18 protein-coding genes and 1 tRNA gene are annotated in these 21838 nt (G+C 66.4%); 4 read left to right on the top strand and 15 right to left on the bottom strand.

What is annotated here, in order from left to right:
• Nucleotides 1-157 precede the first annotated feature (157 nt).
• The 8 genes from urtD to Q9235_RS10230 all read right to left on the bottom strand — a co-directional run bounded on the left by urtD (nt 158) and on the right by Q9235_RS10230 (nt 8497).
• Nucleotides 158-922, bottom strand: coding sequence for an urea ABC transporter ATP-binding protein UrtD (urtD, locus tag Q9235_RS10265; protein ID WP_306226899.1), 765 nt, complete (start codon nt 920-922; stop codon nt 158-160).
• A gap of 5 nt (nt 923-927) precedes the next feature.
• Nucleotides 928-2040: an urea ABC transporter permease subunit UrtC gene (gene urtC / locus Q9235_RS10260; protein ID WP_422678362.1), complete on the bottom strand. Its 1113-nt coding sequence runs from the start codon at nt 2038-2040 to the stop codon at nt 928-930.
• 23 nt (nt 2041-2063) lie between these two features.
• Nucleotides 2064-3665, bottom strand: a complete 1602-nt coding sequence (gene urtB, locus Q9235_RS10255) for an urea ABC transporter permease subunit UrtB (RefSeq protein WP_306226895.1) — start codon at nt 3663-3665, stop codon at nt 2064-2066.
• Between the two features lie 108 nt (nt 3666-3773).
• Complete coding sequence (gene urtA, locus Q9235_RS10250) at nt 3774-5027, bottom strand: urea ABC transporter substrate-binding protein (protein WP_422678361.1); 1254 nt, start codon at nt 5025-5027, stop codon at nt 3774-3776.
• A gap of 390 nt (nt 5028-5417) precedes the next feature.
• Nucleotides 5418-5493: transfer RNA gene (locus Q9235_RS10245), tRNA-Thr, on the bottom strand.
• Nucleotides 5494-5583: 90 nt separating this feature from the next.
• The gene (locus Q9235_RS10240; protein ID WP_306226893.1) at nt 5584-6522 is read right to left on the bottom strand and encodes a prephenate/arogenate dehydrogenase family protein; all 939 of its coding nucleotides are present in this window, start codon (nt 6520-6522) and stop codon (nt 5584-5586) included.
• 5 nt (nt 6523-6527) lie between these two features.
• Nucleotides 6528-7628 carry a histidinol-phosphate transaminase gene (gene hisC / locus Q9235_RS10235; protein ID WP_306228195.1) on the bottom strand — a complete coding sequence of 367 codons (1101 nt, stop codon included), beginning with the start codon at nt 7626-7628 and terminating at the stop codon, nt 6528-6530.
• Nucleotides 7629-7663: 35 nt separating this feature from the next.
• A complete protein-coding gene (locus Q9235_RS10230; protein WP_306226892.1) occupies nt 7664-8497 on the bottom strand; it encodes a chorismate mutase in 834 nt (277 codons plus the stop codon).
• Nucleotides 8498-8666: 169 nt separating this feature from the next.
• Between Q9235_RS10230 and metX the strand changes: the two genes are divergently transcribed.
• Both metX and metW read left to right on the top strand, forming a co-directional pair.
• Nucleotides 8667-9836 (top strand): homoserine O-acetyltransferase MetX, encoded by a 1170-nt coding sequence (gene metX / locus Q9235_RS10225; RefSeq protein ID WP_306226891.1) that lies wholly within the window; start codon nt 8667-8669, stop codon nt 9834-9836.
• A gap of 3 nt (nt 9837-9839) precedes the next feature.
• Nucleotides 9840-10463 carry a methionine biosynthesis protein MetW gene (gene metW, locus Q9235_RS10220; protein WP_306226889.1) on the top strand — a complete coding sequence of 208 codons (624 nt, stop codon included), beginning with the start codon at nt 9840-9842 and terminating at the stop codon, nt 10461-10463.
• A 7-nt stretch (nt 10464-10470) separates the two neighbouring features.
• On the opposite strand, the gene Q9235_RS10215 is transcribed toward metW, so the two are convergent.
• The gene (locus tag Q9235_RS10215; protein WP_306226887.1) at nt 10471-11586 is read right to left on the bottom strand and encodes a mechanosensitive ion channel family protein; all 1116 of its coding nucleotides are present in this window, start codon (nt 11584-11586) and stop codon (nt 10471-10473) included.
• Between the two features lie 136 nt (nt 11587-11722).
• Complete coding sequence (gene clpB / locus Q9235_RS10210; RefSeq protein WP_306226885.1) at nt 11723-14341, bottom strand: ATP-dependent chaperone ClpB; 2619 nt, start codon at nt 14339-14341, stop codon at nt 11723-11725.
• Between the two features lie 173 nt (nt 14342-14514).
• On the opposite strand from clpB, the gene Q9235_RS10205 reads away from it, so the two are divergent.
• On the top strand, nt 14515-14832 hold the full coding sequence (locus tag Q9235_RS10205) for a DUF2293 domain-containing protein (RefSeq protein WP_306226883.1): 318 nt from the start codon (nt 14515-14517) through the stop codon (nt 14830-14832).
• Between the two features lie 81 nt (nt 14833-14913).
• Nucleotides 14914-15699: an MOSC domain-containing protein gene (locus Q9235_RS10200; RefSeq protein WP_306226881.1), complete on the top strand. Its 786-nt coding sequence runs from the start codon at nt 14914-14916 to the stop codon at nt 15697-15699.
• Between the two features lie 65 nt (nt 15700-15764).
• On the opposite strand, the gene Q9235_RS10195 is transcribed toward Q9235_RS10200, so the two are convergent.
• From Q9235_RS10195 to ptsP, 5 genes are all read right to left on the bottom strand, one after another.
• On the bottom strand, nt 15765-16781 hold the full coding sequence (locus Q9235_RS10195; RefSeq protein ID WP_306226879.1) for a DUF4167 domain-containing protein: 1017 nt from the start codon (nt 16779-16781) through the stop codon (nt 15765-15767).
• 404 nt (nt 16782-17185) lie between these two features.
• Nucleotides 17186-17968, bottom strand: coding sequence for a peptide chain release factor N(5)-glutamine methyltransferase (prmC, locus tag Q9235_RS10190; RefSeq protein ID WP_422678307.1), 783 nt, complete (start codon nt 17966-17968; stop codon nt 17186-17188).
• A gap of 122 nt (nt 17969-18090) precedes the next feature.
• Nucleotides 18091-18339 carry a hypothetical protein gene (locus tag Q9235_RS10185; protein ID WP_306226877.1) on the bottom strand — a complete coding sequence of 83 codons (249 nt, stop codon included), beginning with the start codon at nt 18337-18339 and terminating at the stop codon, nt 18091-18093.
• Nucleotides 18340-18413: 74 nt separating this feature from the next.
• Nucleotides 18414-19499, bottom strand: a complete 1086-nt coding sequence (prfA, locus tag Q9235_RS10180; RefSeq protein ID WP_306226875.1) for a peptide chain release factor 1 — start codon at nt 19497-19499, stop codon at nt 18414-18416.
• A 55-nt stretch (nt 19500-19554) separates the two neighbouring features.
• Nucleotides 19555-21822, bottom strand: coding sequence for a phosphoenolpyruvate--protein phosphotransferase (gene ptsP, locus Q9235_RS10175; RefSeq protein ID WP_306226872.1), 2268 nt, complete (start codon nt 21820-21822; stop codon nt 19555-19557).
• Nucleotides 21823-21838: the final 16 nt, after the last annotated feature.

Below are 21838 nucleotides of genomic sequence, written 5' to 3'. Positions count from 1 at the left end.
AAGCGCGGGTCATCCCGAGCGGAGCGAAGCGCAGACCCGGGATCCATGCCGGAACCTTCATCGGCAACGCTCCGGCATGGATCCCGGATCGGCGCCGCTGCGCGGCTTGTCCGGGATGACGGCAGAGGAAAATCAAGGCTCGTGTCATGACCGTCCCTCACCGCCCGAGGTAGACTTCGACGACGCGCTCATTGGCGCTGACATGGTCGAGCGGGCCTTCGGCCAGCACCGCGCCCTCGTGCAGCACCGTGACCTTCACGCCGAGTTCGCGGATGAAGCCCATGTCGTGCTCGACGACGATCACCGAATGATCCCGGGCGATTTCTTTGAGCAGAACCGCGGTCTGCGCCGTCTCGCCATCGGTCATGCCGGCGGCGGGTTCGTCGACGAGCAGGAGCTTGGGGTCCTGTGCCAGCAGCATGCCGATCTCCAGCCACTGCTTCTGGCCGTGCGAGAGCGAGCCTGCGAGCAGGCCTCGCCTGTCGGTAAGGCGGATGATGCCGAGGATGTCGTCGATGCGCTTCTGCTGCGGTGCCTCGGTCTTCCAGAACAGCGTTCGGCCGACCGTGCGCTTCGACTTCAGCGCGAGCAGGATGTTGTCCTCGATGGTGTGGAAGTCGAAGACAGTCGGCTTCTGGAACTTGCGGCCGATGCCGAGATTGGCGATCGCCGCCTCGTCGAGCCTGGTCAGGTCGACCGAGCCGCCGAACATCACCGTGCCGACATCGGGCTTCGTCTTGCCGGTGATGATGTCCATCATCGTAGTCTTGCCAGCGCCGTTGGGGCCGATAATCGCGCGCATCTCGCCGGGCTCGATCGTCAAGGAGAGGCCGCGGATCGCCTTGAAACCGTCGAAGGAGACACTGACGCCGTCGAGATAGAGCAGCGAGGAGGTCAGCGCGCCGGGCACGGGAGCGTTCATCGCCTTCACTCCGCCGGGGCCGGCTCAGCGGCCGGCGTTGCATCGGGCTTGCGGCGGCGTGCCCACAGGGCTTCGGCAGTGCCGAGGATGCCCTTGGGCAGGAAGAGTGTGACGACGACGAAGAGGCCACCCAGCGCGAAGAGCCAGTACGGCGCCATGAATCCCGAGGTGAAGACGGTCTTGGCCCAGTTGACCACGACGGCACCGAGCGCCGCGCCGACCAGCGTGCCACGGCCGCCGACCGCGACCCAGATCACGGTCTCGATCGAGTTGGCCGGGGCGAACTCGCTGGGATTGATGATGCCGACCTGCGGCACGTAGAGCGCCCCCGCCACGCCCGCCATGCAGGCCGAGACCGTGAAGACGAAGAGCTTGAAGCGGTCTACCCGGTAGCCGAGGAAGCGGGTGCGGGACTCGGCGTCGCGGATCGCGATGACGACCTTGCCGAGCTTCGAGACCACGATGCCGCGCGCGATCAGGAAGCCGGCCGCGAGCATCACGCAAGTCATCGCGAACAGGGCGGCGCGCGTCGTCTGCGCCTGGATGTTGAAGCCGAGAATGTCCTTGAAATCGGTCAGGCCATTATTGCCGCCGAAGCCCATGTCATTGCGGAAGAAGGCGAGCAGCAGCGCATAGGTCAGCGCCTGCGTGATGATCGAGAGATAGACGCCGGTGACGCGCGAGCGGAAGGCGAACCAGCCGAAGACGAAGGCGAGCAGGCCGGGCACGGCCAGAACCATCAGCATGGCAAAGGGGAAGGAGGAGAACCCCCACCAGTACCAGGGCAGCTCCTGCCAGTTCAGGAAGACCATGAAATCCGGCAGGACCGGATTGCCATAGACACCGCGCGAGCCGATCTGGCGCATCAGGTAGAGGCCCATGGCGTAGCCGCCGAGCGCGAAGAAGGCGCCATGGCCGAGGCTCAGGATGCCGCAATAGCCCCAGACGAGATCGAGCGAGACCGCGAGAAGCGCGTAGCAGAGATATTTGCCCCAGAGCGACATGGTCGAGGTCGGGACATGGAAGGGCGACGACACCGGCAAAAGCAGGTTCGACAGCGGAACCAGCACGGCCAAACCCAGCAGGATCACGAGGAAGATGCCGCCGCGCTTGTCCATGTTCTGCAGGAGGAAGCGGGTGATCATGCCTCCACCGCCCGGCCCTTGAGCGCGAACAGGCCGCGCGGGCGCTTCTGGATGAAGAGGATGATGCAGACGAGAAGCGCGATCTTGCCGAGCACGGCGCCGGCATAGGGTTCGAGCAGCTTGTTGGCGACGCCCAGCGTCATCGCGCCGACCAGCGTGCCCCACAAATTGCCGACGCCGCCGAAGACCACGACCATGAACGAGTCGATGATGTAGCTCTGGCCGAGATTGGGGCTGACATTGTCGATCTGCGAGAGCGCGACGCCGGCCAGCCCCGCGACGCCGGAACCCAGCCCGAAGGTCAGCGCGTCGATGCGGCCGGTGCGGATGCCCATGGCCGAGGCCATGCGCCGGTTCTGGGTGACCGCGCGCATCTGCAGGCCCATCGGCGTGAGCTTCAGGATGGCGAGCAGCGCGGCGAAGACCAGCCCGGCAAAGACGATGATCCAGAGCCGGTTATAGGTGATGGCCAGGCCGCCGAGCTCGAAGGCGCCCGACATGAAGGAGGGCGCGCCGACCTCGCGATTGGTCGGGCCGAAGGCGGTGCGCACCGCCTGCTGCAGCATCAGGCTGATGCCCCAGGTGGCGAGCAGCGTCTCCAGCGGGCGGCCGTAGAGGAAGCGGATGACGCCGCGCTCGATGGCGATGCCGACCGCGCCAGCGACGATGAAGGCAGCCGGTAGCGCGATGGCCAGCGACCAGTCGAACAGCCAGGGCGCGTTGCTGCGGATCAGCTCCTGCACCACGAAGGTCGTGTAGGCGCCGAGCATCACCATCTCGCCATGGGCCATGTTGATGACGCCCATGACACCGAATGTGATGGCGAGGCCGATGGCGGCAAGCAGCAAGACCGAGCCGAGCGAGAGCCCGTACCAGAGGTTCTGCGCAGCGGCCCAGAGCTTCAGGCGGCCCTCAATCGCGGTGATCGCCTTGGCCTGCGCATCCTTGAGGGCCGGCGTCGCATCGCCCGGCAGCGCGCGTAGCGTCGCCAGCGCATCCTGGTCGCCACGCTCGCGCAGGACCTCGATCGCCGCGAACCGATCCAGCGGCAGCGTGTCCGGCCTGGCGATCAGGATCGCGGCCTGGGCCTGGCGCAGAGCGGCGAGCGCGCGCGGATGGGTCTCCTTGCCGATCGTGGCCTCGATGATCGGCAGCAGGCCGGGATCGCGGGATTTGAACACCGCTTCGGCCGCAGCCACGCGCTTCGCCGGATCGGGATTGAGCAGGCCGAGGCCGCCGAGCGCGGCCTGCACCGCGCGACGCACGGCATTGTTGAGGCGAACGGGCTTCATATCGGCGGGAGCGGTTGCGAGTGCGGCGCCGGTCTTCGCATCGACGAAGCCGCCGGCTGCCGTCCTGATTGCGACACCGCGGGGGCCAGCGAGCAGGCGCCCGTCGCTCAGGGCTTCGACGATCAGCGCCGCATTCGGATGGGCCGTCGAAACCAGAAGCTCGATGGCGCGGGAGGTATCCGCATAGCTGTCCGCGGCCAGCCGCATGAAGGCGTCGTCGGCGGTCTGCGCGATCGAAGCAACCGAGGCCGCGACCAGCGCGACAAGGATGACGAGCGCATGCTTCAGGCGTTGGAAGATCGGCATCGATCCGGTTCACAATTCGGCTGATGATTGCCTGGAAAAGCCGTGCCGCGAGGCGGCGAATGGAGGGCGACCGGGATTTTTCCCGTGCCGCCCTCCCCCCTCATGACCTCAGACGCCGCCGCACTTGCCTGTCTTGACGTTGAAATTGCCGCATTTCTTCTCGACCCAGTCGCCGACGAGATCCCTGGAGCCGTCGAGTTCCTTCGACCAGGCATCGCCGGGGACGAGGCCCGAGGTCTTCCAGACCACGTCGAACTGGCCGTCGTCCTTGATCTCGCCGATGAAGACCGGCTTGGTGATGTGGTGGTTCGGGAGCATCTTCGAGATGCCGCCGGTCAGGTTCGGAGCCTCGATACCGGGCAGCGCGTCGATGACCTTGTCCGGATCGGTCGACTTCACCTTCTCGACCGCCTTCACCCACATGGCGAAGCCGACGACATGGGCCTCCATCGGGTCGTTGGTGACGCGCTTCGGATTCTTGGTGAAGGCCTGCCACTGCTTGATGAAGGCCTCGTTCTCCGGGGTCTTGATCGACTGGAAGTAGTTCCAGGCAGCGAGATGGCCGACGAGCGGCTTGGTGTCGATGCCGGCCAGCTCCTCCTCGCCGACCGAGAAAGCCACGACCGGAATGTCGGTCGCCTTGATGCCCTGGTTGCCGAGCTCCTTGTAGAACGGCACGTTGGCATCGCCGTTGATGGTCGAGACCACTGCCGTCTTCTTGCCGGCCGAGCCGAACTTCTTGATATCGGAGACGATGGTCTGCCAGTCGGAATGGCCGAAGGGCGTGTAGTTGATCAGGATGTCCTCGGGCTTGACGCCCTTGGACTTGAGATAGGCCTCGAGAATCTTGTTGGTCGTACGCGGATAGACATAGTCGGTGCCGGCGAGCACCCAGCGCTCGACTTTCTCTTCCTTGGCGAGATAGTCGACGGCGGGGATCGCCTGCTGGTTCGGCGCCGCGCCGGTATAGAAGACGTTGCGCTCGCTTTCCTCGCCCTCGTACTGGACGGGGTAGAACAAGATGTTGTTGAGCTCCTTGAAGACCGGCAGCACCGACTTGCGCGACACCGAGGTCCAGCAGCCGAAGGTGGCCGCGACCTTGTCCTTGGTGATCAGCTCGCGCGCCTTCTCGGCGAAGAGCGGCCAGTTCGAAGCGGGATCGACGACGACTGCCTCGAGCTTCTTGCCGAGCAGACCGCCCTTTTTGTTCTGCTCCTCAATGAGCATGAGCATGACGTCCTTCAACGTCGTCTCGGAGATCGCCATCGTGCCCGAGAGCGAATGAAGGATGCCGACCTTGATGGTCTCCTGCTGCGCCACCGCCGGCAGGTGGGACGATCCGAGGAAAGCGGCACCGGCCAGGGCGGTGCCGAGAAATTCACGACGGTTGCTGTTCACGGCCATCTCCCGAAGGATCGTTGTTGACGGCGCCCCCTCGACGCCGACGGGCCGTGCGGCCCATGAACCCCAGCTTCGCAAGCGATGTGCCAACACCTCCGTCGCCGCCGTTCCATGAGGCCGGACGGGCATTTTCGAGGAGGCGGCGGGCCAACGGATGGCTGGCCGCCGGGAAAGCGCCCGTCGCGGCGATGCGGGCGCGCCTATTTTGTAAGCAAGAAAGGCGGCGCGGGAAAAATTGGCGCCGTTCTAGGCAATATTCCGAGCTTTGCGGCGACAACAGTGCGGAACCCGTAAAAGCCCAACAAAAAGCCGCCCTTTCGGGGCGGCTGCGGGCGTCTTGGGCAGTAAAAGTGGTGCCGCTTGAGGGATTCGAACCCCCGACCCCCTCATTACGAATGAGGTGCTCTACCAGCTGAGCTAAAGCGGCAACGGGTGGCGCTGTACCAGTAGGCGCCGGGCTTGGCAAGCCAATCTCGCCGTCATGCACAGTGCCTCCGCACGGCCTGGTCCGAAGCTGTCAATCCTTGCGCAGCTTCTCCGTCTCCGGCTTCTCCTGGCCAAGCGCGACGATGCCGCGACGGATCGCGCGCGTGCGGGTGAAGTGCTTGTGCAGGGTCTCGCCGTCGCCATAGCGGATGGCGCGGGTGAGCAGGGCGAGGTCCTCGTTGAAGCGGCCGAGCATCTCCAGCACCGCTTCCTTGTTGTGCAGGAAGACGTCGCGCCACATCGTCGGATCGGAGGCCGCGATGCGAGTGAAATCGCGGAAGCCGCCGGCCGAGAACTTGATCACTTCGGACTGCGTCACTGCCTCCAGGTCCTCGGCCGTGCCGACGATGTTGTAGGCGATGAGATGCGGCAGATGGCTGGTGACGGCGAGCACGAGGTCATGATGCTGCGCGCTCATCACCTCGACCAGCGCGCCCATCCCCTCCCAGAACTGGCGGGTCTTTGCGATGGCCGCAGCGTCGGTGCCTTCCGGGGGGGTCAGGATGCACCAGCGATTGAGGAAGAGGCTCGGGAAGCCGGCATCGGGGCCGGAATTCTCGGTGCCCGCCACCGGATGGGCCGGCACGAAGGCGACGCCTTCCGGCAGATGCGGCGAGACGGCATCGACGACCGAGCCCTTGACCGAGCCGACATCGGAGACGATCGCGCCAGGCTTCAGCTCGCTGGCGATCTCGGCCGCAACCGGCCCGCAGGCGCCGACGGGAACGCAGAAGATGATGTGATCGGCATCGTGGGCCGCTTCCGCCGCCGTCTCCGCGACAACATGGCCGAGGCCGAGCTCGCGTGCCCGCTTGCGGACGGCTTCGTCGCGATCGGCCAGCACGATCGTGCCGGCAAGGTTCAGCTCCTTCGCCGCGCGCGCGATCGATGAACCAATCAGCCCGATGCCGATGATGGCGAGGCGAGCGAAGACCGGTGTGGGCAGGCGCGGCGCGAAGCTTTCCGCCATCTCGGTCACGCCTTGAGGAAATCGGTGAGAGCGGCGACGACGAGGCGGTTCGCCTCTTCGCTGCCGATGGTCATGCGCAGCGCGTCCGGCAGGCCATAGCCGCCGACGGCGCGCAGGATCAGGCCGCGCTGGGTCAGGAAGGCGTCGGCATCCTTGGCGGTCTTGCCGGCCGTCCTGGTGAAATGAATCAGCACGAAATTGCCGACCGACGGCGTGACGGTAAGTCCGAGCTTCTCCAGTTCTGCCGTCGTCCAGGCGAGCCACTTCTCGTTGTGCTCGAGCGCGGCGGCGACATGCGCCTCGTCGGCGACGGCGGCGGCGCCGGCATCGATCGCGGCGCCATTCACGTTGAACGGGCCGCGGATGCGTTCGAGCGCGTCGATGATATGCGCCGGCGCATACATCCAGCCGATGCGCAGATTGGCGAGACCGTAGATCTTCGAGAAGGTGCGGGTCATCACGACATTCTCGCTCTCGGCGACGAGCTCGATGCCGGAGGCGTAGTCGTTGCGGCGGACATATTCGGCATAGGCCGCGTCGAGCACGAGCAGGACGTCAGGCGGCAGGCCGGCCTGCAAGCGCTTGACCTCGTCGAAGGGCAGATAGGTGCCGGTCGGGTTGTTGGGGTTGGCGAGGAAGACGATCTTCGTCTTCGGCGTCACCGCGGCGAGGATGCCGTCGACATCGGCCGTATAGTTCTTCTCGGGCACGATGACCGGCTTGCCGCCCATGGCGAGGATGGCGATGCGGTAAACCAGGAAGCCGTACTGGCTGTAGATGCCCTCGTCGCCGGCGCCGAGATAGGCCTTGGTGACGAGCTCCAGCAGTTCATCCGAGCCGTTGCCGCAGATGATCCGTTGGGGGTCGAGGCCATAGCGGCCGGCGATCGCCTGCTTGAGCTTGGTCGAGGTGCCGTCGGGGTAGAGCTCCAGCTTGGCAGCGAGGCCCTCGAAGGCGGCGATGGCCTTGGGACTCGGGCCGAGCGGCGTCTCGTTGGAAGAAAGCTTGTGCAGCTTCACGCCGGCGGGCGCGGCGGATTTGCCGGGGACATAGGCCTCGATATCGAGGACGCCGGAACGCGGGACAGGACGGGTCGCCATGACGATTGACCTTGCTGCAGCAGTAAGCGATGCCAGCCCGTTCAGCGGGCGGATTTGACGGAGAAGCGGGCGGCGTGGCTGCCAACCTCGGCGAAGTCGCTGAGGCCCGCCGGCACGAGCGCCTGCCGGATCGCGGCCTGGTCGACCTCGCCGGAGGCCGCGACCAGAAGCGAGAGATGCGAGCCGTCGGCGGCAGAGGCCGAGACCTCCGCCAGATGCTCGGCGAGGCCGTGGCGCAGGTTTTCAGACCAGCGTTCGACGCGGGCGGCGTAAAGCACGATCTCGCGCACGGCAGCGTCCGCCAATGGCTTGGCGATGCAGTAGACCGGTGTTCCCGCCGGATGGTTCGGCCGCTCGACAAAAGGCAGGCGCGCGATGATCTTGGGCGCATCCGGCCCGATCAGGTCGCGCCACCAGATGCCGGCGCTGGCGCCCTGGTCCATGCGGAAGATGCCGAGATCGCCGGCCGATTCCGCCACGGCCCGGATGACGGAGCGCGCATCCTCATGCGGGAGGTAGGGCACGGTGAAGCCGAAATGGAAGCGGGCGGAATCGCGCATCGCCGCATCGCCGCCGGACGTGTCGGCGTGAACGGAATAGTTCGCCTGCACATAGGTGAAGGTCGCGATGATGATGCGCCAGACGCTCTCGACCGTGTCGAGCGGCAGCAGGCCCTTATGGCTGAGCGCGAGGCGCTTCATGATGTCGGCCTCGCGGCCGGGACGGAAAGCAGAACCCGAGGCTTGGGTCTTCTTGATCGAGATCAGCGTCTCGATGATCTGCGAACGCTCCATCAGCAGCGCATGCATCTCGCTGTCGATACGATCGATACCCGCGCGCAGATCGGCGAGGGTGGTGGGGGCGGCTTCGGTCATGGCAACGCGCTTTCCGGCAAGGCCACGCTCCTTAGCGCTCCCGCCGCGCCTTGGCAAAGCCGGCTGCGCAGTCCCGCGTTGACAGGAGCGCTTCGGCAAGTCATCGCTAGAGTTCGATTTTCCGAACGCCTGGACCGGCAAGACAAATCCTACTGTCGAAGCGGACGATATGAGCGATCTCTCCCCCAGCCTGGCCGATCCGCAGAAGGAGGCGAACGAGCCGTCCAGTCCGGTCGCGCGCTTCGGGCCCGACACGCCCTTGCTGATGGATTGCGGCGTCGTGCTCGACCACTGGCAGATCGCCTACCAGACCTACGGCACGTTGAACGCCGACAAGTCGAACGCCATTCTCGTCTGCCACGCGCTGACCGGCGACCAATATGTCGCGAGCCGCAACCCGATCACCGGCAAGGGCGGCTGGTGGACCGCGATGATCGGGCCGGGCAAGCCTGTCGATACCGACCGCTTCTTCGTGATCTCAGCCAATGTCATCGGCGGCTGTACCGGCACGACCGGGCCGGCTTCCACCGACCCGACAACCGGCAAGCCATGGGGTCTGTCCTTCCCGGTCGTGACCATCCGCGACATGGTGCGGGCGCAGGCCGCGCTCGTCGACTCGCTGGGTATCGAAACTCTGTTCTGCGTCGCCGGTGGCTCGATGGGCGGCATGCAGGTGCTGCAATGGGCGGCGAGCTATCCGAACCGCGTGTTCTCGGCGCTACCGCTGGCGACCGGCGCCAAGCACTCGGCCCAGAACATCGCCTTCCACGAGGTCGGCCGGCAGGCGGTGATGGCCGATCCCGAATGGCGGCAGGGGCGCTATCTCGAAGAAGGCACGCGCCCGGCCAAGGGGCTCTCGGTCGCGCGGATGGGCGCGCACATCACCTATCTCTCGGAGCAGGCTCTGCACCGCAAGTTCGGCCGCAAGCTGCAGGACCGGGAGGCGCCGACCTTCTCCTTCGATGCAGACTTTCAGGTGGAGAGCTATCTCCGCCACCAGGGGCTGAGCTTCGTCGAGCGCTTCGACGCCAATTCCTATCTCTACGTGACGCGGGCGATGGATTATTTCGACCTCGCCGCCGATCATGACGGCGTGCTGGCCCGGGCTTTCGCAGGCACGAAGACGCGCTTCTGCGTGGCCTCCTTCACCTCGGACTGGCTGTTCCCGACAGCGGATTCGCGCGCGATCGTGCATGCGCTGAACGCGGCCGGCGCCTCGGTCTCCTTCGTCGAGCTGGAGAGCGACAAGGGTCACGACGCCTTCCTGCTGGAAGAGCCCAATCTCTTCGCCACGACGCGCGGCTTCATCGGCGCGGCGGCCCGGGCACGCGGACTTTAAACGATGGCCTTCAGCGACAACCAGACCAACCGCATCGACCTCAAGCTCGTCGCCGAGATGGTGCAGCCCGGCACGCGCGTGCTCGATGTCGGCTGCGGCGATGGCGCCCTGCTCGCGCTGCTGGCCGAGAGCCGCCAGGTCGATGCACGCGGGATCGAACTCTCACGCGAGGGCGTCGCCGGTTGCGTGGCGCGCGGTCTCTCGGTGATCCAGGGCGACGCCGATACCGATCTAGGCGACTACCCCGACGACTCGTTCGATTACGTCATCCTGTCCCAGACGATCCAGGCGACGCGCAATCCGCGCCTCGTGCTGGAGCAGATGCTGCGCATCGGCCGGCACGCCATCGTCTCCTTCCCCAACTTCGGGCATTGGCGGATGCGCTCGCAGGTCTTCTTCCAGGGGCGAATGCCGGTGACCGAATCCCTGCCCTATGCCTGGTGGGACACACCCAACATCCATTTCTGCACGATCCGGGACTTCGTCACGCTCTGCGACCAGATCGGCGCCAAAAAGGAGCGCGCAGTCGCGCTCGATGCTGCCGGCGGCAAGGTCGGCGTCAACGCGCCCTGGTGGTTCTGGAACCTGTTCGGCGCGCAGGCGGTGTTTCTGCTCAAGCGCGGCTGAGAAGCGATCAACCCGCCGAGGCGAGTGCCCGCGCGGTGTTTCGCTCACCCGTCTTATCCGCCTCGGCGCGAACGACCGGCAATGCCTCGGGATGGTGGCGCTGCAGGAAATCGACCAGCTTCTCGCGGACTTCACAGCGCAGGTCGAAGACGCGCGGCGAAGTGCGCGCGCTGGCGAGAATGCGTAGCTCCATCGTGTTCTGCCGGAAATCCGTGACCTGCACCGCCAGCACACGCCCGTCCCAGAGCGGCGTCGCCTTGGCGATCTCGGCGACCTTCTCGCGGATGACCGTAACCGGCGCGCGATAGTCGAGATAGATCATCACCGTGCCGATCAGCGCCGATTCCTCGCGGGTCCAGTTCTGAAAGGGCTTCTCGATGAAGTAGCTCAGCGGCAGGATCAGCCGGCGCCAGTCCCAGAGCCGCAGCACGACATAGGTCGAGGTGATCTCCTCGACATTGCCCCATTCGCCTTCAACCAGCAGCGCATCGTCGATGCGGATCGGCTGGGTGACGGCGAGCTGGATGCCGGCGAAGATGTTCTTCAAGAGCGGCTGCAACGCCAGGCCGGCGACGATGCCAGCGGCGCCGGCAGAAGCCAACAAGCTCACGCCATACTGCCTGACGCCGTCGAAGCTCATCAGCACAGATGCGACCGTCAGGAGCAGGATGACGAGTTCGACCACGCGCCGCAGGATCCGGGTCTGGGTGACGTGCTTGCGCGCCAGCAGATTGTCGTCGGCATCGAGCTTGAAACGACGGAGATAGACGGTGGTCCAGATATGCAGGGCCGTCTTCGCGATCCAGCCGAGCAGGACGATGAAGCCGATCAGGAGAACCTGCTTGAGCAACTCGGCCTGATCCGGCGTCAACGGAGCGACCCGCGCGGCGAAGCCGAGCGCGAGGATGATGATCGCAAACCGTGTCGGGCCATGCGTGCGCGAGACCAGCGAGCGCCAGAACAGGTCCATCCCGCTGACGATCCGCGTCACGATCGCGAAGGCGACGCGATGGACGAAGATGCCAAGCGCGATGGCCAGTGCAAACAGGATGAGGCTGATCAGCCAGTTCGGCAGGAAGCCGAGATAACCACCGATCGCGATGAAAATGTCATGGAGCGTCATGAGCCTCGCGCAGCACGTTGGTTTCGATCACTTCGCAACGCAGCATAACGCGGGAGGTTCGGCGAAAACGTGACCCGATAGGGAAACGCCCCCGAGGAGACCTCGAGGGCGTCGTCCTTCATCCGGAACGGAAGGCTCAGTTCAGCGCGACGCCGGCCGGCCGCTTCTCCTTCACCGCCGCGACCGAGCCCAGCATCAGAGAACCCGGCCCCACGGTGATCGGCACATCCTCGCCATCGACGATCTCGCCCGCGAGGATCGCTTCCGCCAGCGGGTCCTGCACCGACTTCTGGATCACGCGCTTCAGCGGGCGCGCGCCGTAAGCCGGGTCGTAGCCCTTGTCGGCCAGCCACTCGCGCGCCTCCTTCGAGAGCTCGAGCGTGATCTTGCGATCGGTCAGCAGCTTCTGGAGCCGGGCCATCTGGATATCGACGATCGCGTCCATGTCCTTCCGCCTGAGGCGATGGAACAGGATGATGTCGTCGATCCGGTTCAGGAACTCGGGCCGGAAGGCGTGGCGGACCACGCCCATGACCTCGTCGCGAACCGCGTCGCTGTCCTGCCCCTCGGGCTGGTTCACCAGGAACTCCGAACCCAGGTTCGAGGTCATGATGATCAGCACGTTGCGGAAATCGACGGTGCGGCCCTGACCATCGGTCAGGCGGCCGTCATCGAGCACCTGCAGCAGGACGTTGAAGACGTCCGGATGCGCCTTCTCGACCTCGTCGAACAGCACGACCTGATAGGGCCGGCGCCGCACGGCCTCCGTCAGCGCCCCGCCCTCCTCATAGCCGACATAGCCGGGAGGAGCGCCGATGAGGCGAGCGACCGAATGCTTCTCCATGTACTCGGACATGTCGATGCGCACGAGCGCGGTGTCGTCGTCGAACAGGAACGAGGCCAGGGCCTTGGTCAGCTCGGTCTTGCCGACGCCAGTGGGGCCGAGGAACATGAAGGAGCCGATCGGGCGGTTCGGATCCTGCAACCCGGCACGAGCGCGACGGACCGCGGTCGAGACCGCCTCCACCGCTTCGTGCTGCCCGACGACGCGAGCGCCGAGAACCTCCTCCATGCGGAGCAGCTTCTCCTTCTCACCCTCAAGCATCCGGTCGACCGGCACGCCGGTCCAGCGCGAGACGACGGCGGCAACGTGATCGGGCGTCACCGCCTCCTCGACCATGCCGGCGCTGTCACCCTTCTCCTCGATCTCGGCCAGACGCTTCTCAAGCCCAGGGATCTCGCCATAGGCGAGCTCGCCCGCGCGCTGATACTCGCCCTTGCGCTGCGCCTGGGCGAGCTCGTTGCGGGCATTGTCGAGCTTGGTCTTGATCTCCGCGGCGTGACCGAGCTTGTCCTTCTCGGCCTTCCACTTGGTGGTGATCGTGTCGGAGCGCGTCTCCAGATCGGCCAGCTCGGATTCCAGCCGCTTCAGCCGCTCCTTCGAGCCGGCATCGCTCTCCTTCTTGAGCGCCTCCTGCTCGATCTTGAGACGGACGATTTCGCGATCGATCGAATCCAGCTCCTCGGGCTTGGAATCGACCTGCATGCGCAGGCGCGCCCCGGCCTCGTCGACCAGGTCGATCGCCTTGTCCGGCAGGAAGCGATCGGTGATGTAGCGGTTCGACAGGGTCGCAGCCGAGACAAGCGCCGAATCCGTGATGCGGACGCGGTGATGCTGCTCGTATTTCTCCTTGAGGCCGCGCAGGATCGAGATGGTGTCCTCGACCGTGGGTTCCTCGACGAAGACCGGCTGGAAGCGCCGCGCCAAGGCCGCGTCCTTCTCGACATATTTGCGGTACTCGTCGAGCGTGGTCGCGCCGACGCAGTGCAACTCGCCCCGCGCCAGAGCCGGCTTCAGCAGGTTCGACGCATCCATCGCGCCATCGGTCTTGCCGGCGCCAACCAAGGTATGCATCTCGTCGATGAACAGGATGACCCCGCCATCCGAGGACGAGACCTCGGTCAGCACAGCCTTCAGCCGCTCCTCGAACTCGCCGCGATATTTCGCGCCGGCGATCAGCGAGCCCATATCGAGAGCGAGCAATTCCTTGTCCTTCAGGCTCTCGGGCACGTCGCCATTGACGATGCGCAGCGCCAAACCCTCGGCGATGGCGGTCTTGCCGACGCCGGGCTCGCCGATCAGGACGGGATTGTTCTTGGTCCTGCGCGACAGCACCTGGATGGTGCGGCGGATCTCCTCGTCGCGGCCGATGACAGGGTCGAGCTTGCCCTCGCGCGCCGCGGCGGTGAGGTCGCGGGCGTATTTCTTCAGCGCGTCATAGGCCTGCTCGGCCGATGCGGAATCGGCAGTGCGGCCCTTGCGGATCGCCTCGATCGCGGCGTTCAGCGCCTGCGGCGTCACGCCGGCCTTCGACAGCGCCTTGCCGGCCTCGCTGTCCTTCTCGATCGCGAGCGCAAGCAGCAGCCGCTCGACCGTGACGAACGAGTCGCCGGCCTTCTCCGCCGCCTTCTCCGCGGTGTCGAAGACACGCGCCAGACCCGGCGTCAGGTTGAGCCCACCCGAGCCGCCCGAGACCTTCGGGAGCTTGGCCAAAGCCTGATCGACAGACTGCAAGGCAACGCGCGACTGACCGCCGGCCCGGTCGATCAGACCAGCCGCCATGCCTTCGTTATCGTCGAGCAAGGCCTTGAGAAGATGTTCGGGGGTGAACTGCTGGTTCCCCTCGCGCAAGGCGATCGTCTGCGCCGCCTGGAGGAAACCCTTCGCCCGATCCGTATATTTCTCGATATTCATTCAGCTATCTCCGCCCGCAGGCCGCGCCCCGTAGCGACGTGAACCTGCTGCCTTTCGTCAGGATGGAGCGCCCAATGGGCCGCCCCTCGCCCTCCAAGATAGTGTGGCTTTCACGCAACGGAAGAGGTGCGCCCCAGAATTGACCTGGCGCAAGCGGCAGGCACAGATCGGGCATGGCCGGGACCAAGCGACAGCAGGCGATTCGCAAGGCGTTGAGGGCGCTCGCGCCGGGCATCCCGCTCTCGGATGCCGAGGCCGTGGTCACGCTGGCGGAACGGCGCCACATGAAGGAGCTGCCGCCCTCGACCGCGCTCTGGCTGGCGCTCGGCAGCCATGTCCGCCACCTCCATACCGATTACGAGCGCCTGCTGGGCGAGGGCTACGACCGCGACGCGGCCCGCTTCTTCGTTGCTGATGACACCGATGCCGTGCTCGCCGGCTGGGGCTGCCAGCGTTCGGTGAGCGATGGCGAGGACGACGCCTCCGGTTGATCGAAACCGATACAAGATTTGATCTGTCAGGATCGGCCGGCAAGGCTATGGTCCGCGACCTTGCCTGAACGGGACACGACCATGCGCATCGAAACGCTCTACCGCTATCCGGTGAAGGGGCTCTCGCCGGAACGGCTGAAGCGCGCCGCGCTCCCGGCCGGCGGCTATTTCCCCGGCGACCGGCTCTTCGCCATCGAGAACGGCCCTTCCGGCTTCGATGCCGCCGATCCCGTCCACCAGCCCAAGATCAAGTACCTGATGCTGATGCGCAACGAGTCGCTGGCGCGGCTGAAGACCCGCTACGACGACGCCAGCGGCGACCTCGTCATCCATGAGGGCGGGCGGGAGGTACTGCGTGCGCCGACCGCCAGCAACGAGGGCCACGCTGCGATCTCGCGCTTCTTCACCGGCTTCATGCCGGAGGAGCTGCGCGGCGAGCCGAAGCTGCTGACGGCACCTCCGACCTATCGCTTCACCGATTCGCGCTCCGGCTTCGTTTCGATCATCAACCTCGCCAGCGTTGCTGACCTAGAGCAGCGCCTCGGGCAGCCGGTCGATCCCTTGCGCTTCCGCGGCAACCTGATGGTCAGCGGGCTCGCGCCCTGGGCGGAGAACGAGCTCGTCGAGCGCGAACTCACCGGCCCCGGCGGCCTGCGCCTGCAGGTGATCAAGCGGATCGAGCGTTGCGCAGCGACCAATGTCGACCCCGAGACCGGCGCCCGCGACATGCAGATCCCGAAGGCGCTGATGAAGAATTACGGCCATGTCGATTGCGGCATCTATTGCCGCGTCCTCGCCGATGGCGCGCTCGGCGAAGGCGACAGCCTGGCGATCGCGGACGCGCCGGTCGAACTGGGCATCGCCTGATCTCAGAGGCAAAGAAAAAGGGCCCTTTCGGGCCCTTTTCCGTATCCAATCGCGGATGCCGGAGATTACTCGGCAGAGCCTTCCGTCTCCGAACCCAGCGCGTCCATGACCTCGCGCGGCGAGCGGCGGCGGCGGGTGCGCTTGGGCGCAGCCTCAGCACCATCCGCGGCCGGCTCAGCCTGGGCGGCCGCAACCGGCTCGGCGGCAGGCGCCTCGACCGGCTCGGGCGCCGCGACGCGCACGGGGTTGGTCAGGAAGGACGGCAGCGCGGAGGCGACGTCGTCGCCCGCATCGGCCTCGACCTCACGCTCGCGGCGCGGACGACGCTCGCGCTGCGGACGCTCGCTCCGCTCGGGACGCGGCTCGAAGCGGCGCTGTTCGCCCTGAGCCTGCTCGGGAGCAGCCTCGACGGCGCCACCTTCGCTGACCGGGATGTCGGAGCGCGGCGCGTCGGGGCGCGGCGCGTAACCGCCGGGAGCGCCCTGGCCGCCTTCGGTATTGCGGTCGAAGCGACGCTCGCCGCGATCCTGGCGATCGAAGCGGCGCTCGTTGTTATTGTTGTTGCGATCGTTGTTGAAACGCTCGCGGCGGCCCTGGCGGTCGAAACGCTGGCCACCTTGCTGCTGGCCCTCGCCGCCCTCGCCCTCGGCACGCTGGCCGCCGCCATGGCCGTTATAGCCATTGGGGTTGCCATAGCCGTTGGAGCGCATCTCCGGCTGCGGGCCGGTGCCGGGCTGGAAGGTCTGGCCCTCCTCGTCGCCCTCTTCCTCTCCTTCGTCCGCATCTTCGACGAAGGCGCGATTCGGCGGGAAGGAATGGCCGAACTGCTGAGCCATCTGCTCCTGCGCCGCGAGCAGGATGCGATAATAGTGCTCGGCGTACTGGAAGTAGCTCTCGGCAGCAACGGTGTCGCCCGAAGACTGGGCATCACGCGCGAGCTGCAGATATTTCTCCGCGACATGCTGCGCGGTACCGCGAACCTTTACGTCCGGCCCGTTGGATTCGTAGCTACGCTGCAACGGATTCGGAGATTTGCGATTGCCGTTATTGTTGCCGCCGCCGCTATTATTGCGGCCGCGCATACGCCGGTTCTGACCTGGTCTCATTCGCGTCTGTCTCGCGCTTCTGTGCTCAAAGCAACCGTGGTGCCGTCATGCGCGTCGCGAAGCACAGCGGGTTGCAACGCTGTGTCGGGCTAAGGTGACCTGAAGGGGCGATACGCCGTTTCTGGTCTTCACGCGCTCTTTTCCAAAAAGGGGGTTCAACCCCACGAGCCGATCGGCGCCACGCGCCTTCGGGGCTCCATCCGGCTTGTCAGTTGCACCGTCTCGGGAACACGCCCGCAAACAATGCCGAACTCGAGCAAATCCTGTACGATCGGGAAGTGCCCAGAGGCCCGGCTCTGACGCCACCAGCTTCGGCTGGATGCTGCATAGCTGCTTTCGGCTGCTTCTCCAAGCGAAATCGACCAAAAGCCTGTGCATTCTCAAGCGAGCGTGAAGATCAACGCCCGCTCATGCCCTCCAAGATCGTTACGACTGCCACGGAATTCAAGTCCTCCCGCCCGCATCAGCGCGATGACGTCCGGCCCCTGCCCCGCCCCGATCTCGAAGACGACGACGCCGCCCGGCGCCAGCAAGGGCGGCAGCGCGGAGGCGAAGAGGCGATAGGGTCCAAGCCCGTCGGCGCCGCCATCGAGCGCCAGCAGAGGGTCGTGCTCGCGCACCTCCACGGAAAGCGTCGCGATCTCGGCCGAAGGAATATAGGGCGGGTTCGAGACGATGAGGTCGAAGCGTCCGGCCAGGCCCTCCGTCCAGCTCCCCTGCCGGAATGTCGCCCGGCCCTCGACGCCATTGAGAGCGGCATTGCCGGCAGCCGTCCGGCAGGCTTCGTCCGACAGATCGACGCCAAGGCCGCGCGCTTGCGTCAGCTCACTCAGCAGCGCGATCAGCAGGCAGCCCGTACCGGTCCCGAGGTCGAGCAATTCCAGTTTCTCGTTGCGGCGTTCCACCAGGCGGGCGAGCGCCGTCTCGACGATCGTCTCGCTGTCGGGGCGCGGCTCCAGCGTCGCCGGCGACAGGCGGAAGGGCAGCCCCCAGAACTCGCGTTCGCCGAGAATGCGCCAGACCGGCTCTCCGGCGATGCGGCGCGCCGCGAAACCGCCCAACCGGGTGAGCGTTTCGGCCGTCAGGGGCAAATCCGGATCGGCATTCTCGACGCCGAGACTGCCTTCGACCAGCAGACGGGCATCGAGACCCGGACTGACCAAGCCCGCGCGCAGGAGCGCCTGCGCAAGCAGACGCCGCGCCTCCCTGACGGTCGGCGCGGCGCCCTCCCCTTGTGCGTTTCCAGCGAGGCCCGTGCCGGGCTTCGCAATCCCCGAAGCGGCGACTAGTTGCCGTTCATCTTCAGGTCCATGCAGGTCCTCATCTTCTTGTTGATCGAGGCCTTGCTTTCGCGGGTGCCCGCCATCTCGGCCCGGCACGCCTTGCGTGCCTGCGACTGCGTCATCGCGCCCTGCAGCGCGGCCGGCTGACCCGAGGTCATTTTCTTGAACGTGCGTTCCTGAGCCTGCGAAGCGCCGCTCATCGCCAGCGCCATAAGCCCGGTCACCGCTATCGTCGAGAGCATCTTGATCATGAGAGGGTCCCCCCTTCGCTGGTGTTGATGCCGGATGAACGCAGGACGGCGATTTTTGTTTCATCGCGCGGGCCTCACGCCATGCCCTCGGCCGCCAGCAGCTTGGCCTGATGCTCGGCGGTCAGCGCATCGATGATCTCGTCGAGAACGAGGCCCTGCATCATCTCGTCGAGCTTGTAGAGCGTCAGGTTGATGCGGTGGTCGGTGACGCGCCCCTGCGGGAAGTTATAGGTGCGGATGCGCTCGGAGCGATCGCCCGAACCGACCTGCGAGCGCCGATCGGCAGAGCGCTCGGCATCGATGCGCAGGCGCTCCATGTCGAAGAGCTTTGCGCGCAGCAATTCATAGGCCCGCGCCTTGTTCTTGTGCTGGGAGCGCTCGTCCTGAACCAGCACGACGGTGTTGGTCGGGATATGGGTGAGGCGTACCGCCGATTCCGTCTTGTTGACGTGCTGGCCGCCGGCGCCGCCCGAGCGGAGCGTGTCGATGCGGATATCCGAATCGTTGAGGGTGACGTCGACATCGGTCGCGAGCGGCAGCGTCGCGACCGTCGCGGCGGAGGTATGGATGCGCCCGCTCGCCTCGGTATCCGGCACGCGCTGGACGCGGTGGACGCCGGATTCGAACTTGAGCCTGGCATAGACGCCGCGGCCGTTGATCTCGGCGACGACCTCCTTGTAGCCGCCCATCGTCCCCTCGCTCTCGGAGAGGATGTCGACGCTCCAGCCCTTCTGGGCGGCGTGGCGCTGGTACATGCGCAGCAGGTCGCCGGCGAAGAGCGAGGCCTCGTCGCCGCCGGTGCCGGCCCGGATTTCGAGGATGACACCGCGCTCGTCGGCAGCGTCCTTCGGCAGCAGGGCGACGAGGATCTCGCGGGCGCGAGCCTCGATCTCGGCGCGGGCCGCGTCGCGCTCCTCATAAGCAAGGTCGCGGAACTCGGCATCGGTCGCGGGATCGGCGATCAGCGCCTCGGCCTCTTCCAGTGAGACCTGCGCCTGCCGCCAGGAAGCGATGGCCGCAACGACGGGATCGAGTTCCGCCAGCTCCTTCGCCAGCTCGACGGTACGTGCCGCCTCGGTCGCGTGGTTGATCTCGTCGGTCGCCGTGGCATGGCGCGCCACGATGATGTCGAGACGATCCTGGGGAAGCTGGAGGGACATAAGCGAACTCGTAAAACGATAGGGAAAGCGGCAGCGACGGCGAACTTGAGCGTCGCTAGACCGGGACCTTGAACTCGGTCGCAAAGGCCGCGAGTTGCGGGCGCAGATTGGTGGCGCCCTCAGGCGAGGCCAGCATCCAGTCCATGCGCTCGCGCAGCTTCACCGTATCGAGCGCGCGCAGCATCGCCTTGACCGGCCCGATCGACGCAGCCGACATCGAGAAGCCGCGATAGCCCAGGCCGATCAGGGCCATGGTCTCCAGCGGCTTGCCACCCATCTCGCCGCAGACGGTGACGGGGCAACCGGTCTCGGCGGCCGCCTCGATGATGCGCCGGAGCGCCCGGAGCGGACCGACGCCGAGCGGATCGAAGCGATCGGCGACGCGCTTGTTCTCGCGATCGGCGGCGAAGAGGAACTGCATGAGATCGTTGGTGCCGATCGACAGGAAATCGGCTTCGCGCGCGATCTCCGGCAGTTCGAAGAGCAGCGAGGGCACCTCGACCATGACGCCGACCCTGAGGTCGCGCGGCGGCGTCACCCCCTGCTTCTCCAGCATGGCCTGCTCGCGGCGGATGATCATGCGGGCGCGGCGGAACTCCTCGGTGGTCGCGACCATCGGCAGCATGATCTTGAGGTCGCGGCCGGCACCGGCCCGCAGCATCGCACGCACCTGCGCCCTGAGCAGCCGCGGCTTGTCGAGGCCGATGCGGATCGCGCGCCAGCCGAGCGCCGGGTTCTCCTCCTCGACGCGCTCCATATAGGGCAGCACCTTGTCGCCGCCGATATCGAGGGTGCGGAAGGTCACCGGCAATTCCGCCGCTGCCTCCAGCACGGCCGCATAGAGCGCCTGCTGCTCGGCGGTGGTCGGCATGTGCTGCGCCACCATGAACTGCAACTCGGTGCGGAACAGGCCGATGCCTGAGGCGGCCGTCGCCTCGATATTCGGCATGTCGACGATCAGGCCGGCATTGATCTGCAGGGTGATGCCGACCCCGTCGCGCGTGACGGCCGGGAGCTCCTTGAGCTTCTGGTACTGCTTCTGCTTGCGGGCGCGCAGCCGCGCCTTGTCCTTGTAGGCGTTCTCGACATCGGGCTGCGGGCGGATCTGCACCTCGCCGGCCTGGCCATCGACGATGATGGCATCGCCGGCCTCGACCAGCGCGGTCGCGTTGACGACCTCGCCGACGGCGGGGATGCCGAGCGCGCGGGCGACGATGGCGATGTGGCTGGTCGGCCCGCCCTCCTCCAATACGAGGCCGCGCAGATGGGCGCGGTCATAGTCGAGCAGCGCCGCCGGCCCCATCGAGCGGGCGACGAGGATGGCGTTCTCCGGCAGGTTCTCGCGAGCGACGCCGTTCGCCTTGCCGACCAGGGTGCGCAGCAGGCGGTTGGCGAGATCGTCGAGATCATGCAGCCGCTCGCGGAGATAGGGGTCGGTCTGGCGCAGCATCTTGGCGCGCGTGTCGGACTGGACGCGCTCGACCGCTGCCTCGGCGGTGAGGCCGGTCATCACGACCTCGCGCATGCGGCGCAGCCAGCCCTGGTCATGGGCGAACATGCGGAAGGTCTCGAGCACGTCGCGATGCTCGCCGGTATGGGCGACGTCGCCGCGCTCGACGAGTTCGTCGATCGAGGCGCGCATCTCGCCGATCGCGGCTTCGAGCCGGCCGACCTCGGCCGCGGGGTTCTCGGCGATGAGATTGGTGATCGCGACGCGCGGCTCATGCAGCACGACGTGGCCGAGGCCGACGCCATCGGCCAAAGCCACGCCGACGCCGTGAATCGGCCGGTCGAGGCCGATCGAGGCGCCTGGCGCCGCCAGCGACTTGAGGCCGCCGGCCGCGATCATCTCCGCCATCAGCATGGCGGTGGTCTGGAGCGTCTCGATCTCGTCTTCGGAATAGAGCCGCGTCGCCCGGTTCTGGATGACGAGCACGCCCATCACGGCGCCGCCGCGCAGGATCGGCACGCCGAGGAAGGAGCGGTAGACCTCTTCGCCCGTTTCCGGACGGTAGGAGAAGGAGGGATGCGCCTGCGCGTCAGACAGCGCCAGCGGCTCGGCCTCGCTCGCGATCAGGCCAACGAGGCCTTCGCCCGCCCGCATGGTGGTGAGGTGGACCGCCTCGCGGTTGAGACCTTCGGTAGCGTAGAGTTCGAGCGAGCCGTCCTCGCGCAGGACGTAGACGGAACAGACCTCGGCGACGAGATTGCCGGCGATCAGGACGACGAGCCGGTCGAGCCGCTCCTGCGGGCTGATCGACGCCGCCATGACCTCGCGGAGACGGCGCAACAGAACGCCCGGTCCTCCGAGAGCGCCTCGCATCGATCTCAGCCCTCCG

This window comes from Bosea beijingensis (assembly GCF_030758975.1).
GTDB classification, from domain to species: domain Bacteria; phylum Pseudomonadota; class Alphaproteobacteria; order Rhizobiales; family Beijerinckiaceae; genus Allobosea; species Allobosea beijingensis.
Note: the sequence above shows the minus strand (reverse complement) of the source record. Positions and strands in the feature narration are given on the sequence as shown.

Coding starts and splice junctions, on each gene's coding strand:
- clpB (WP_306226885.1), bottom strand. CDS start 14,341: ATGAATATCGAGAAATATACGGATCGGGCGAAGGGTTTCCTCCAGGCG.
- Q9235_RS10185 (WP_306226877.1), bottom strand. CDS start 18,339: ATGATCAAGATGCTCTCGACGATAGCGGTGACCGGGCTTATGGCGCTG.
- metX (WP_306226891.1), top strand. CDS start 8,667: ATGAGCGATCTCTCCCCCAGCCTGGCCGATCCGCAGAAGGAGGCGAAC.
- Q9235_RS10205 (WP_306226883.1), top strand. CDS start 14,515: ATGGCCGGGACCAAGCGACAGCAGGCGATTCGCAAGGCGTTGAGGGCG.
- prfA (WP_306226875.1), bottom strand. CDS start 19,499: ATGTCCCTCCAGCTTCCCCAGGATCGTCTCGACATCATCGTGGCGCGC.
- metW (WP_306226889.1), top strand. CDS start 9,840: ATGGCCTTCAGCGACAACCAGACCAACCGCATCGACCTCAAGCTCGTC.
- urtB (WP_306226895.1), bottom strand. CDS start 3,665: ATGCCGATCTTCCAACGCCTGAAGCATGCGCTCGTCATCCTTGTCGCG.
- urtC (WP_422678362.1), bottom strand. CDS start 2,040: ATGGACAAGCGCGGCGGCATCTTCCTCGTGATCCTGCTGGGTTTGGCC.
- Q9235_RS10195 (WP_306226879.1), bottom strand. CDS start 16,781: ATGCGCGGCCGCAATAATAGCGGCGGCGGCAACAATAACGGCAATCGC.
- ptsP (WP_306226872.1), bottom strand. CDS start 21,822: ATGCGAGGCGCTCTCGGAGGACCGGGCGTTCTGTTGCGCCGTCTCCGC.
- Q9235_RS10215 (WP_306226887.1), bottom strand. CDS start 11,586: ATGACGCTCCATGACATTTTCATCGCGATCGGTGGTTATCTCGGCTTC.
- Q9235_RS10240 (WP_306226893.1), bottom strand. CDS start 6,522: ATGGCGGAAAGCTTCGCGCCGCGCCTGCCCACACCGGTCTTCGCTCGC.
- Q9235_RS10230 (WP_306226892.1), bottom strand. CDS start 8,497: ATGACCGAAGCCGCCCCCACCACCCTCGCCGATCTGCGCGCGGGTATC.
- Q9235_RS10200 (WP_306226881.1), top strand. CDS start 14,914: ATGCGCATCGAAACGCTCTACCGCTATCCGGTGAAGGGGCTCTCGCCG.
- urtD (WP_306226899.1), bottom strand. CDS start 922: ATGAACGCTCCCGTGCCCGGCGCGCTGACCTCCTCGCTGCTCTATCTC.